Origin of the sequence: Ruminococcus albus AD2013, from assembly GCF_000526775.1 — a bacterium.
GTDB lineage: Bacteria > Bacillota > Clostridia > Oscillospirales > Ruminococcaceae > Hominimerdicola > Hominimerdicola alba_A.
The window spans coordinates 1,906,024-1,920,109 of the sequence record NZ_JAGS01000001.1 but is presented as its reverse complement, the minus strand read 5'-3'; the positions used below and the strand labels follow the sequence as shown (position 1 = coordinate 1,920,109).

Here is a 14,086-nt window from a genome sequence, read left to right as displayed (position 1 = left end):
CCCGAAAGGAGTAAAAGCAAAATGAAAATAAAAATGCTTACAGCAGCCATCGCTGCAATGCTCTGCCTTACCGCCTGCGGTGATGCTGACACAAAGACATCTACCGAAAGTAAGGCAGATACCACAACAACTGCCGCTACCGAGGAAGTCACCACCGTAGCCACTTCCGAAGAAGTGACCACCGAAACAACCCCCGCTGTTGAAACAACAGTGACCACCACTACCGAAGCCACCACAACCACCTCGGCGACCACCACCACTGCACCTGCACCCGCCGAGCCAGAAAAAGAGGAGTTCAAGCTGGCAGAGGGTCTGAGCGAAAAGTACGTTGATTTTGATAATATGGCACTTGAATGCAACGGACATATTTTCAAATTCGGTGAAGCCACCGTTCAGGATCTCCTTGATGCAGGCGTTGAACTGTTTTCCGATGAACTTGATAATGATGACCTTGCGTATTATGACGATGTAGAAGCTCAGGTCAAGGTCAATGATACTATCAGAGCAGATCTTACTTTTGCTCCGTGGGGTGACTCATCTAATGCCAGAGACTGCGTTTTGTGGAGATTTAAAATTAATCTCATAAATAGCCCCTATGATAAAGTTACGTGGGGAACAAACTATGGAGAGGGTATGGTACATACCAATATCCCGCTTCGTCTGAAAAAGGACGAACTTATCGCAAACAGCGGTGAACCCGTAGATATGCACAGCGGCTCTATCGGAGGTTCTTTGATATGCAAATACACAGCACCCTCCTTTAAGACCCCTGACAGAGATGATCTACGCGCTGAAATTGAATTTACTTTCTATAATGGTGATCTGGCTACTATATTTTTTAGTGCTCATGAAACTCAATACTGATATATCCAAAGCAGTATAGCCCCTTGACTATACTGCTTTTTTTGTTAAATGATTGGTTAATATTAAGCAATTATCTACTTGACTTTTTCGCAGGATATGTTATAATATAGTTGATAAGATTTTCTGAACACAAATATATAAGGGGGTACAGAAATATGAGTTCATTTGCTGAAAATCTCCGTGCCGCCATGGCAGAACGTTCCCTTACACAGGCAGAACTCAGCAAGCGCACAGGTATATCAAAATCCTTTATAAGCCAGTATCTTTCGGGTAAATTCAAGCCCCGTGAGGATAAGCTATCAGCCCTCGCACAGGCACTGGGCACAACTAAGGGTGCTCTTCTCGGGTATGAAAGTTCAAATAATTCAAACAGCGGAAGTTCCGACGATGTACACAAAGTTCCCGTGTACAGCGCCGATGACCCCAAGAATCCATGGGGCGAGGAATACGCCGATACCGAACACGGCAGCTACCGCTTTTATATATGCCGCGATGACAAGAATCGTCCTTTCGTGATGTTCGGGGATTATCTCCTTGTAAGCATCGATGAGATAGGCGCGGCAGGACTTTACGCCGTAGTGAAAGAGGGCATCGGTGACCGCGTGTATTTCCGCGAATTCTCCGACCCCAGAAAAGAAGCCGCAGACCTCGATCTGCGCATCATCGGCAGGGTTTGCGAGATACGCAGAAAAATGACCTGATAAAAATCGGCATTATGCATATCACTTAATGTACTTCATTATGCAAGCCAATTAAGTGGTGTGCCGTATAAGCTTTTCCACGGGACGTTTCCGACTTTTGCGGGAACGTCCTTTTTTGCGCCGCTGTTATTTTTGTGCAAAAAAAACACAAAATCGTTGTCTAATGTGATGAAAATTTCACCTGCCACATTATCTCCCGATATTGACATGAAGGCTGTGATGGTATATAATAATTATTAGGTGTTTTGTTAATAACTGCATAAAGAAAAATACAGATATTGACTATCATTTTAAAGAAAGGCAGACCTGCGCACAGCCATCGGTATGTCAAAGCCATATCCCACCGTACTTTGTGCGCACATATCGTTAGGAGGATTAAAATGAATAAAATATTGCGCAGCACCATAGCTGCGGCAGTTTCTGCGTTTATTTTCGCAGGCTGTTCAGTACCCGGCATCACCTCAAATAACAACAACGGCGATAATATGACCGATTCCTACAACTACAGCCCTACCGAAACAGGCGATGCAGAACAGGTGTACAGCTGGCTGATACAGCCCTCTATCCAGGCAGATAATATCATCTCATTCGATGCCAGCACGATAGACCCCGATAATGCCGATAACAGATCATATATCAACTATTCCGTCATAAGGCAGAACGGCAAGTACGGTCTTATCGACTACGCAGGCAACTATATAATCAAGCCCGCATACGAAGATTACTATGTATGCAGCTGCGGCGAGATAGTTCTTTTGAATATCATCGATGAACGCAACGAGGAATATGAGTACTGCACCATAGATAAGGATAGGAAGATATCCTCAACACCTCAGCACACCAATGACGATTCTCCCCAGTATTTTCTGGATATAAAATCCCAGAAAGTATTCGAGGGCAAGCACGGCAGCAAAAGCGTGACCGAGTATACAGGCAAAAAGACAGTTCCCGTAACCGAAGCGAATGTTGAGATGGACGACTACGGCAATTTAGAGGTATCTGTCCCCGACGGCGCACTCTGCGGACTTGCAAAAAGCGGCAAACTGCTGACGGATATGGTGTATACCGCTTTCTATGCACCCTCCTATAAGGGCGTAGGTTCCACACTTGTGGCATTCAGGAACGAGGACGATAAATGGGGCTATCTCGATACTGACGGAAATGTTGTTATCGACTTCATCTGCGACGGCGACCCCAATGCATATAACGGTATGACAACCGATGATCCCGCAATAGTCCACCCCTACCTCTTCTGTGATGACTATGTACCTATATATAAGGACGGCTATTACAGCTACTACGATTTCGAGGGCAATCAGGTAGTACGCGCAGGCGAATTCGCACAGGCCAGACCCATCAACAACGGCAGGGCATGGGTCAAGCAGAACGATTTCTGGGGCGTTATCCAGATGGGCGATATAATCGAAGAAGAAAAGCCCAAGGATGATTCCTCATCTATGGCGACCACCACATCGGGTTCGACCTATTGGACAGCTACCACATCCGATACTACCGAAAGCCAGCCCGAGTATACCGATTGGGCAAATGTAGTAACCGATGAGTACGGAAATGTAGTAACTACACCATCCGAATGGACAGACCCGAATAATACAGAACCTGTATTGACAGATCCTGTTGACCCCGGTTATACCGACCCTGTAACACCCGATCCGGGTTACACAGATCCTGTCACACCTGATCCGGGTTATGTAGATCCTGCGCCGATAGATCCGGGCTATACAGACCCAGCACCCGCCGACCCGGCATATTAAATTCATAATTCATAATTCATAATTCATAATTGTTGGCAGGGCAACCACGAAGTTGGATAAGAATGCCAAGGAAGAGAGCTTTTGGTCAAGCTTTTCGCGAAAAGCTTGCGGGAGCGCGAGGGCAGAGCCCTCGCATCAAGGCGCAAAAGCGATGCGGCAACTAAGCCATAAATAGCACAGCAAACTTCCGCCCCTGTCAAAAAGGCACGGCAATAAAGAAATTCAGAGCGTGGACAATCAAACGTCCACGCTCTTTCTGCGTCCGTAAACATATTGCCGCGCCCGAAATCAACGGCGGAACGCTCGTTGATTTCTCGACCCGTCAGGGGCGACCTGATACCGCAGTAACGTCAGTACTTATACCGCATAACAATCATCGTTTAAAAGTAAATATATTGTGAAATAAAAGCAGATATTTAGTGACAAGACTCAGCGCTCCTTTTGTGAGTATCTGAAAAGCCGATATTAATGCAAAGTCAAATCAGAAAAAATATTTATGCAATTTAAAGTAAAATTTACTTAACTCTTTACATTTGAATGATAATATGTTATAATCATGACAGTGCAAACAGCGCATAAGGGGGCTTATCCGGATATGGAACAGGGACTTAAAATACTGCTTGTATGTATTACAAATAAAAACTATGGAGATACTATTATTGCCGATTGTACCGAGTATCTTCTGCACAAGGTTCTGGGCAGGGCTGACAAGACCGCAAAAATTCTGAGATACAGTATTATGAGCTGCGACCTGCATCAGATAAGGTATGTTGATGCTGTGGTTTTCGCAGGGGGCGGACTTATCAAATATGAGCACGAGGATTTCTGCGAGCGTATATCTGAGATAGTGGAAGAAGCTGAAAAATGCGGCGTTCCTGTGTTCCTGAATGCTATGGGTGTTGAGGGCTATGATGAGAACAACGAGCGTTGTCAGCGGCTGAAACGGGCTCTGAATTCGGAAACTGTCAAGGCTGTGACCATAAGGGACGATTACGAATTGTTCAAAAACGAGTATGCTGTCCGAAAGGGGCTGAGGGTAAAGCCTGTGTTCGATACCGCGGTATGGGCGGATAAGGTGTACCGTGAAGTGCCTGAGAAAAGCGATGTCATCGGGCTGAATGTTGCCCGCGGAGATATATTCGCGGATTACGGCGCGGCGGATATCGACGAGGAGTATATGCTGGCGTTCTGGAAAGACCTTACGGACAAGCTGACAGAACGCGGTTTGAAATGGAAGATATTCACCAACGGTTTTGACAGCGATGAGAAGTTCGCGGTGAAGCTTTGCAAGATGCTGGACTGTGAGAAACTGCCTCAGGTTGGGTCTTCAAGACAGCTGGTGAAGTATCTGTGCGGATTCAAGGCTGTGGTGGCGGTGAGGATGCACGCCTGCATAACTTCATGTGCGCTGGGACTGCCCTGCGTGGGTCTTGTATGGAACGACAAGCTTAGAATGTGGGGCGAGAAGATAGGTACTCCCGAAAGATATATCGAGCCTGAAGAACTCAATGCGGATAAAGTTATGATCATGCTGGACAGAGCGATGTTCGAGGGCGGAAAATCGGCAGGGGCTGTAAGCAAGCTATGGGCGCCGTATGAGCTGAAAAGATTTTTAAGGAAAGAATGCAGACCGCGCGGAGTAAAGAATGAGGACAGACTGTCAGACAAGATAATGGAAGTCGGGCTGGGGGGCGTACAGCACAAGTACAAGGCACTGAATAACCTTTGCGAGATGAGACGAAGGCTGGAAAACGGATGCACAGTATTCGAGGCTGATGTGCGGCTGACCTCAGACCTGAAAGCGGTATGTGTGAACAGCTGGTCGGAGAAAAACCTGAAAATGCTGGGCATTGAGTACAATGAGAACAGCCGTCTGGGTATACCGTCGAAGGATTTTCTGACGGCTAAGTATGACGGAAAGTACAAGACCTGTAGTTTTGAAGAGGTGGCAAAGGAATTTGCTGTAAGGGGAAATGCGCGGCTGATGATAGACATCGGCATACCACCTAAGGAACAGCACGAAGATCTGCTGAAAGAAACGGCGAAGATACTGAAAGCTACGGGGCTCGGCAAAAAGCGGACGATGATACGCTTTCAGCGGGAGAAGGATATAAAGTTCTGGAAAACGCTGGAATGTGACTGCACGATAGTATACTTCCTGAAAGATTCCACCGACCCTGCGGAGCGGGAAGATTACCGTAACAAGGCTTTCGCGGTGTGCAAAAAATACGGGATAGATACTATATCCATGGTGGCACAGACCTACACAGAGGAAACGGCGGAGCTTCTTAAAGAAAAGAAGCTGAAACCTGTGATACTCAGCTGTGACAAGGTCGGAGACGCTGTTGAAATGATAGAGCGTGGAGCCTACCTTGTGGGCAGCAATTTCTATTCTGCGAGGTACATAAAAGACCTTACAACGTGATATCCAAAACAAAAAGCCATAGCACGTATTTGTGCTATGGCTTGATTTTATATGCTTATCAGAGGTTATTGAGCATCTCGGTGAGATTAGCTACAAGTGCCTTAGCCTTGACCTCTTTCTCACGTATCTCGTTAACTACCTTTTCGGGTGCCTTGGACATGAACTTTTCGTTGTTCAGCTTGCTGTTTACAAAGTCCAGTTCCTTGTTTGCCTTTTCAAGCTCCTTGGTGATACGTGCCTTTTCAGCTTCGATATCAACAAGCTCTCTGAGAGGCAGGAGCAGTTTTGCATCAGCGGTAGCAACTGTTACCATGCCGCTTGCATCAGCAGGTTCATCAGCGGTAACTGTTACCTCGGAAGCGCTTGCAAGTCTCTTCAGGAAGTCAGCAGCTTCGGCATAGTCAGCGGTATTTGCTGTAACTATGGTGATGTGCGCCTTTCTGGAATTGGGAACGTTATGACCCGAACGGCACTCACGGACAGCGCGTACTGCTTCCATGATCTTTTCCATTCTTGCCTCGTCAGCAGGGAAGTCAAGCTCAGCCTTGTACTCGGGCCAGCTCTGCATCATCAGGTAGCCCTCATCGTGTGGGAGTGCCTGATATATTTCCTCGGTAATGAAAGGCATGAAGGGGTGGAGCATTTTCAGTATATCTGTCAGTACATAAGCAAGAACGTTCTCTACATTCTTCTTAGCCTGTGCGTCCTCGCCGTTGAAACGGTTCTTTGCCAGCTCGATATACCAGTCGCAGAAGCTGTTCCAGATGAAGTCATATACCTTCTGTGCGGCTACGCCCATCTCGAAGTGTTCGAGGTTGTAGGTAACTTCCTTTGTCACCTTGTTCAGGCTGGAGAGTATCCACTTATCTTCAAGGGTCAGTTCCTTGGGAAGCTCGATCTTGTCGATGGTCATGTTCATCAGCAGGAATCTGGAAGCGTTCCATATCTTGTTGGTGAAGTTTCTCATGGCAACGATCTTTTCTTCGCTGTAACGCATATCGTTTCCGGGAGAAGATCCCTGTACCAGCATGAATCTCAGAGCGTCAGCGCCGTACTGGTCGATTACCTCCAGAGGGTCGATGCCGTTGCCCAGAGACTTGGACATCTTTCTGCCCTGGGAATCTCTTACTATACCGTGGATAAGTACGGTATCAAAGGGTGCCTTGCCTGTATATGCAAGACCGGAGAATATCATTCTGCTTACCCAGAAGCCGATGATATCATAGCCTGTTACCAGTGTGCTTGTGGGGTAGAAGTAGTTGAAATCGTCACTCTGCTTATCGGGCCAGCCAAGTATGCTGAAAGGCCACAGTGCAGATGAGAACCATGTATCCAGTGAGTCCTCGTCCTGAGTGAGGTTGGTGCTGCCGCACTTTTTACACTTGCAGGGAGCTTCCTTGGCTACGTTTATCTCGCCGCAGTCAGCGCAGTACCATGCGGGGATACGATGACCCCACCACAGCTGACGGGAAATACACCAGTCTCTTGTATTATTCATCCAGTTGAGATAGGTCTTGGTGAATCTTTCGGGAACAAACTTGATCTTGCCATCTTCAACTGCTTTTATTGCAGGTTCAGCCAGAGGCTTCATTTTAACGAACCACTGCTTGGATATCATAGGCTCGATGGTGGAGTGGCAGCGGTAGCAGGTGCCTACATCGTGCTTCAGAGGTTCAACTTCTTTCAGCAGACCAAGAGCTTCGAGGTCGGCAACGATGACCTTTCTTGCTTCAACTGTGGTCATGCCTGCGTACTTGCCGCAGTCGAGAACTTCGGGCTCACCCTCAGCCATCAGACCGCTGGCTTTCAGTTCTTCGTAAGCTGCCTTATCCTCAGCGCCTGTCATATGGCCGTCATAGGTGAAGCATCTTACGCTGGGCAGAGAATGTCTCTGACCAACTTCAAAGTCGTTGGGGTCATGGGCGGGAGTTATCTTAACTACGCCTGTACCCTTTTCCATATCGGCGTGTTCGTCGCATACTATGGGTATCTCCTTGTCAAGCAGGGGGAGTATGACGTGGCAGCCGTGGAGGTGCTTGTATCTGGGGTCTTCCTCGTTGATGGCAACTGCGGTATCGCCCAGCATAGTTTCGGGACGGGTGGTAGCTATCTCAAGGAACTCGCCTGTCTCTTTTACCTTATAGAGTATATGCCAGAAATTGCCGTCCTTGTTGTCGTACTCAACTTCCGCATCGGAGATGGATGTCTGACATTTGGGGCACCAGTTTACCATGCGGTTTCCGCGGTAGATAAGACCCTCTTCGTAGAGCTTTACAAATACTTCCAGTACAGCCTTTGAGCACTGGTCGTCCATAGTGAAATGCTCTCTCTCCCAGTCGCAGGAAGTACCAAGAGTTCTCAGCTGTTCAACGATACGTCCGCCGAACTTCTCTTTCCATGCCCATGCTCTCTCCATGAACTTGTCACGTCCGAGGTCAGCCTTTGTGATACCCTCCTGACGCATAGCCTCAACTATCTTGGCTTCGGTGGCGATAGCTGCGTGGTCGGTGCCGGGTATCCACAGTGCTGCATAGCCCTGCATTCTCTTGAAACGGGTGAGTATATCCTGCATGGTGTTGTCAACAGCGTGACCCATATGCAGCTGACCTGTTACGTTCGGGGGCGGCATAGCTATGGAATAGGGCTTTTTCTTGGGGTCGGCAACGCCGCGGAAGCAGCCTGCTTCCTCCCATGCCTTATATGTACGGCTCTCAACTTCGCGAGGGTCGTAGGTCTTTGATAATTCTTTCATTATGACTTATCCTTTCAAAATCCATACCCCGCCTCCGCCTTGCGGAAACGGGGGTATGACAGTATAATTACTTTTTAAGTGCAACAGTTACCTTTCTGCCGTCCTCATACTCTACCTCATAGGAAGTATCAGCATCAGCAAAATCTCTGTTGTCGGAAAGTGTTTCGCCGCAGATGTAATCTACCCATGATGCAGGAACATCGCCTGTCAGCTTCATGGATATCCTGTCGGTGATAGCGCAGCCCAGCTTACGGCGTGCGTCCTGAATGCTTCTTACGATATCTCTTGCAAAGCCTTCGTCGCGGAGTTCATCGGTGATGGTGAGGTCGAGGGAAACAACGATGCCCTTATCGGAAGCAACGTGCTGACCTGCCTTAGCCTGATATGTTACCAGTATAACCTCAGCATCGAACTCTTCATCGGTACCGTTTATGTTCAGCACTGCCTTTTCGCCAAGCTTGAACTTGCCGCTCTTGACAGCCTTGATGATATCTGGTATCCTATCGGGATATCTGTTTCTGATCTCGTTGAAGTTAGGAGCATACTTGATCTCTGCAACGCTCTCGGCGCTTTCGAGTATCTTGACTTCCTTAACGTTCAGTTCTTCTGCGATGATATCCTTGAAGCTCTCGACAACTGCATTGCCCTCGCTGTCGCTGAGTGCAACACACAGTTCGCTCAGGGGCTGACGGTTCTTAACGTTGTTCTTGCTTCTGATAGATCTTGCCAGATAGATGACGCTTCTTACAAGCTTTACTTCATCAAGCAGCTTGTCATCACGGAAGTTCTCGGGGATATCAGCCCAGCTTTCAAGGTGAACGGAATAGCCGCCTGTAAGTGTTTTATACAGCTTTTCAGCGATGATAGGAGCAGCAGGTGCGAAGAGCTTGCACATATTCACCAGTACATAGTACAGTGTCTCGTAAGCATTCTTCTTGTCCTCGCTCAGACCCTTCTCCCAGAAACGTCTTCTGGAACGTCTGATGAACCAGTTGGTCAGACCGTCTACCAGTTCGATAAGGTTCTCGACATACTTGTTTACGAAGTATGCGTCCATATTCTTGCTGATAGCCTCGCTTGCCTCCCACAGCTTAGCCAGCATCCAGCGGTCGAGCTGGTTGTCGGAAGTCGGGGGTGTCAGGCTCTCGGGCTTGAAATCGTCTATATTAGCATAGCTGATGTAGAAGTTGCAGGCATTCCACAGGGGGAATATAATCTGCTGAAGTGCATCGGATATACCGTTGTCATCAAACTGGAGATCGCCTATCAGCATAGCGTTTGTCTGATAGAGGTACAGTCTGAATGCGTCGGTACCGAACTTCTTCATCAGTTCCATGGGGTCGGTGTAGTTTCTGGAGGACTTGGAAAGCTTCTTGCCGTCCTTAGCCAGTATAGTACCGTGTACTACGCAGTTTGAGAAGCAGGGCTTATCGAACAGCGCAACTGAGAGAACGTGCAGGTAGTAGAACCAGCATCTGATCTGACCTGTATACTCAACGATGAAGTCAGAGGGGAAGTGGCTGTCGAACCATTCCTTGTTCTCGAAAGGATAGTGCTTCTGTGCGAAAGGAACAGAGCCGCTCTCGAACCAGCAGTCGAGAACTTCGGGTACTCTTACCATAGTGCCGTCGCAATCGGGGCAGTCGCACTTGAATTTGATCTTATCCATATACTGTCTGTGCAGATTTGTGAGTCTTACGCCGCTCTTTTCTTCGATCTCGTCGATAGAACCGAGTACGACTCTCTTGCCGCACTTGTCGCACTCCCATATCGGGATAGGAGTAGACCAGTATCTGTTTCTGGAGATGTTCCAGTCACGGGCATTTTCGAGCCACTTGCCGAATCTGCCGTGCTTAACGGTCTCGGGTACCCAGTTGATATTCTCGTTCTGGGCGATCAGCTTGTCCTTGATCTTGGTAACATCGAAGTACCAAGCGTCCATAGCCTTGTATATCAGAGGTCTCTTACATCTCCAGCAGTGAGGATAGTTATGCTCGATGGTACCGTCAGCAACAGCCTTACCCTGCTCGTAAAGGAAGCGGATAACTGTGGGGTTCATCTCGATAACGTTCTTCTCGCCGTCCTTCTCATAGAAGTCGGTTACTTCCTCGGTGAATCTGCCCTTAGCGTCAACGGGGTTCACCAGCGGGATTCCGTTGTTCTTGCAGGTCCAGTAGTCGTCCTCACCGAAAGCGGGAGCGGTATGTACGATACCAACACCTTCGTCAGCACCGACATAATCAGCTGTAACGACTCTGAATGCCTTATCTTTAAGATCTGCAAAATAGGGGAAGAGGGGCTCATAAGTTCTGCCTACCAGTTCCTCGCCCTTTGCGGTCTTTACTATCTTGGGTTCCTTGCCGAAGATCTTGTCATATCTGGGAAGAACTGCGGTACAAGCGATGAATATCTCGTCGCCTACGTCACAGAAAGCATATTCAAGATCCTTGCCTACTGCCAGACACAGGTTTGAAGGCAGTGTCCAGGGAGTAGTTGTCCATGCCAGGAAGAATACGGGCTTGCCGTCGATAACTTCCTCGGTCTTGAACTTTGTGATTATCCATCTGTCCTGACGGGGTCTTGTGGAGTCGGACTCTCTTGTATCGGAGATAGAAAGAGAGGTCTCGCAGTGTGTGCAGTAGGGGGTAACTCTGTAATCACGGTAGATGAGTCCCTTATCGTAGCACTGCTTGAATGCCCACATTACGGATTCCATAAATGTGGGGTTCATGGTCTTGTATGCGCCGTCGTAATCTACCCAGCGCGCCATTTGTTCAACGTATTCTTTCCATGCTTCGTTATTGCCGCTTACCAGCTCAAAGCACTTGTCGTTGAACTTGTCTATACCCAAAGTATTCTCGATGTAGTTCTTGTCATCGATACCCAGATCCTTCTCGACCTGGTTCTCGATAGGCAGACCATGGCAGTCCCAGCCCCATACTCTGGGGACCTTGTAGCCCTTCATTGTCCAGTAACGGGCTATCATGTCCTTGATGAACGATACCAGTATGGTACCGTGGTGAGGCTTTCCGGTTGGGAACGGAGGTCCGTCATAGAATACGACCTCGGGAGCTTCCTTGTTGACCGATTTTTCAAATACGCTTTCGTCTTTCCAGAATTTCAGGACATCTTCCTGAATTTCGGGAATGTTGGGCTTTCCTGCCAGTTCTTCGTACTTCAAATTATTCACACACCTTTTCTTGGCGGGAGCTGTTCTATTTAACCCGCGCCTAAAATATACAAAATCAATTATACCACCCTATGCTGTCAATGTCAAGCATATTTTATTAACAATCTTGCAAAATCTCCCCTGAAATCATATATCTGCAAAAACAGCGCAGATCTCCCATGATCGGGAAGTCTGCGCTGTTATGATCGTTGTTGCCTGTATACTACTCCACGACGGACTTGACGGGGGCGGTATCACGCTCGTGTTTCAGCCGTTTAGCCGCCAGTATCTTCAGTACTATCCACCAGATGAGTATACAAAGTTCAAGTACAGCCACTGCAGCCATCGGGTAATGGTGTTTCATATATTCACGGTCGATGCCGCGTATCTCTTCCTCCACATACACTTTATCCAGCCTGTCAGAGAGATAGTTGATGAAATACTGTGACGCTTTAAGGTACAGTCCCGTACCCGCTGCGATGAAGACGAAAGCGGGTATATGCTTTTTGAGATATTCAATGATGATGCCCGCAAGTATCAGTATATCTCCTGCAAGCATCGTCCAGCCCACCCATTGCGGGGGCTGAGGTACTATGTATCCGCCGAAGGTGCCGAATATTACGATGAGTCCGTAGTATATGCCCGACCATGCGAATGGTATCAGCATAAGCAGACGCAGGAAAAGGAATGCCCAAGGTTCCTTGCCGTAGCGTCCGTATTTCGTTTTGTTCAGCAGTTTTTTAGCGGACTTGCTTTGTCTGTTTCGGGCAGCTTCACGTTCCTCGCGTTCTTCTTCCTCTTGTTCACGGCGTTCGCGTATCTGTTTCTGCGACTGCGCTTTAAGTCTATCCTTTTTTGACATTTTTTACCTCTTGTATATGTTAACATTTTCATTATCTGATATGCGGCGAAAAAGCCGTAATCTATTATAACACATTGATGTGTTTTTTGCAACAGGGGAAAATGTATAAAACAATGTCTGAATGAAAGTTCATGCAAAAAAATGACACTTGAAAAAAATAGAGTTTCTTTTGCCATAACAAATAATACTTTATGGGGCGGCTGTATCAAATGCGGCTGACGGTCAACAATAGTAATGACTTCGGTATTCAGCCGAAAGTTGAAAAAACTTGGAAAAGGAAGAATAAAATGGAAATAACAAAATATTTTTTCAGGCGGACAGCCGCGGCAGCAGGGGCTTTAACGCTGACTTTGCTTGGTGTGGCAGGATTTTATGACAGGACACTCCCCGACAGTTACAGCGTGGCACATGACGGCAAGCTTGAACTGAACACATTTTTCAGCATATCCTCACGCCCTGCGAAACGTTCCTACATGACAGCGCTGACGGATCTATCAGGGGATACTTCACGTGGCAGGGAAAGCACGCTTATGCTTTTCGGGGCGGTGCCTGTGAAGGACGTTACTGCTGTTTGCAGCGAAAGACCTAAGCTTGTGCCCTGTGGTGAGACCTTTGGTATAAAGCTTCTGACAGACGGGGTGATAGTTGTTGAACTAACCGATGTGGGCGGTCGGTGTCCTGCGAGGGAGTGCGGGATAAGAAAAGGTGATATAATTATATCCGTCAACGGCAGGAATATACGTTCAAACCGCGATATTTCCGAAGAAGTCAGAAAATGCCGTGACAGCGGCTGTGAGGTGGTCTATCGGCGGGACGGAAAGGATAAGAACGTTATGCTTGAACCTGCATATTTTGAGGGCGGATACAAGGCGGGAATGTGGGTGCGGGATTCCTCGGCGGGGATAGGCACGCTGACATTTTTTGACAAGGACAGCGGAGTTTTCGGCGGGTTGGGTCATGCCGTATGCGACAGTGATACAGGTAATATCCTGCCCCTTTCGGAGGGTGCTGTGGGGGATATCGAGATAACGGGGCTGATACCCTCGGAGGAGGGTTCTCCGGGGCAGCTTCTGGGGGAATTTTCGGGTGAAGAAGTTCTGGGTGAGATAACACTGAACTGTGAGGCAGGGCTTTTCGGTAAACTGGAAAATGCTCCCGATGAAAAAGAGGAAGTCGAGCTGGGCTACAAGCAGGAGGTACACCGTGGAAGTGTGCAGATATATTCCTCGGTAGACGGCAAAGCCCCCGAGCCATATTCTGCGCGGATAGAGCATATCGACCTCAGCGACGGTTCTGAGCATGACCTTGTGGTACACATCACCGATGAACGTCTTATCGGCGAAACAGGGGGTATCGTGCAGGGCATGAGCGGTTCGCCGATAATGCAGGACGGCAGGCTTGTCGGGGCGGTCACTCATGTGTTTATCGATGACCCGACGCGGGGCTACGGGATATTCGCGGAGGATATGGTTTCCTGCGCAGAAAAATCGCGATGAAAAAGGCAGCATCACACGTTTGCATACGTGGGGTGCTGCCTTGGT

General features: G+C 48.1%; 8 protein-coding genes. 5 read left to right on the top strand and 3 right to left on the bottom strand.

All coding sequences use genetic code 11. From position 1 onward, the window contains the following. Positions 1-21 precede the first annotated feature (21 nt). From N773_RS0108420 to N773_RS0108400, 4 genes are all read left to right on the top strand, one after another. On the top strand, positions 22-864 hold the full coding sequence (locus tag N773_RS0108420; protein WP_024857380.1) for a hypothetical protein: 843 nt from the start codon (positions 22-24) through the stop codon (positions 862-864). Between the two features lie 155 nt (positions 865-1,019). Further along, positions 1,020-1,565: a helix-turn-helix domain-containing protein gene (locus N773_RS0108415; protein ID WP_024857379.1), complete on the top strand. Its 546-nt coding sequence runs from the start codon at positions 1,020-1,022 to the stop codon at positions 1,563-1,565. 380 nt (positions 1,566-1,945) lie between these two features. Then, on the top strand, positions 1,946-3,337 hold the full coding sequence (locus N773_RS0108405) for a WG repeat-containing protein (protein WP_024857378.1): 1,392 nt from the start codon (positions 1,946-1,948) through the stop codon (positions 3,335-3,337). A gap of 595 nt (positions 3,338-3,932) precedes the next feature. Then, a complete protein-coding gene (locus N773_RS0108400) occupies positions 3,933-5,762 on the top strand; it encodes a polysaccharide pyruvyl transferase family protein (RefSeq protein WP_024857377.1) in 1,830 nt (609 codons plus the stop codon). 58 nt (positions 5,763-5,820) lie between these two features. Here N773_RS0108400 and N773_RS0108395 read toward each other — a convergent pair whose 3' ends face one another. The 3 genes from N773_RS0108395 to N773_RS0108385 form a co-directional block, all read right to left on the bottom strand. After that, a complete protein-coding gene (locus N773_RS0108395; RefSeq protein WP_024857376.1) occupies positions 5,821-8,514 on the bottom strand; it encodes a valine--tRNA ligase in 2,694 nt (897 codons plus the stop codon). 67 nt (positions 8,515-8,581) lie between these two features. Next, positions 8,582-11,704: an isoleucine--tRNA ligase gene (gene ileS / locus N773_RS0108390; protein WP_242840368.1), complete on the bottom strand. Its 3,123-nt coding sequence runs from the start codon at positions 11,702-11,704 to the stop codon at positions 8,582-8,584. 202 nt (positions 11,705-11,906) lie between these two features. Then, positions 11,907-12,545, bottom strand: coding sequence for a hypothetical protein (locus N773_RS0108385; RefSeq protein WP_024857374.1), 639 nt, complete (start codon positions 12,543-12,545; stop codon positions 11,907-11,909). Positions 12,546-12,832: 287 nt separating this feature from the next. Here N773_RS0108385 and N773_RS0108380 point away from each other — a divergent pair, with 287 nt between their 5' ends. Continuing rightward, positions 12,833-14,041, top strand: coding sequence for a SpoIVB peptidase S55 domain-containing protein (locus N773_RS0108380; RefSeq protein WP_024857373.1), 1,209 nt, complete (start codon positions 12,833-12,835; stop codon positions 14,039-14,041). Positions 14,042-14,086 lie beyond the last annotated feature (45 nt).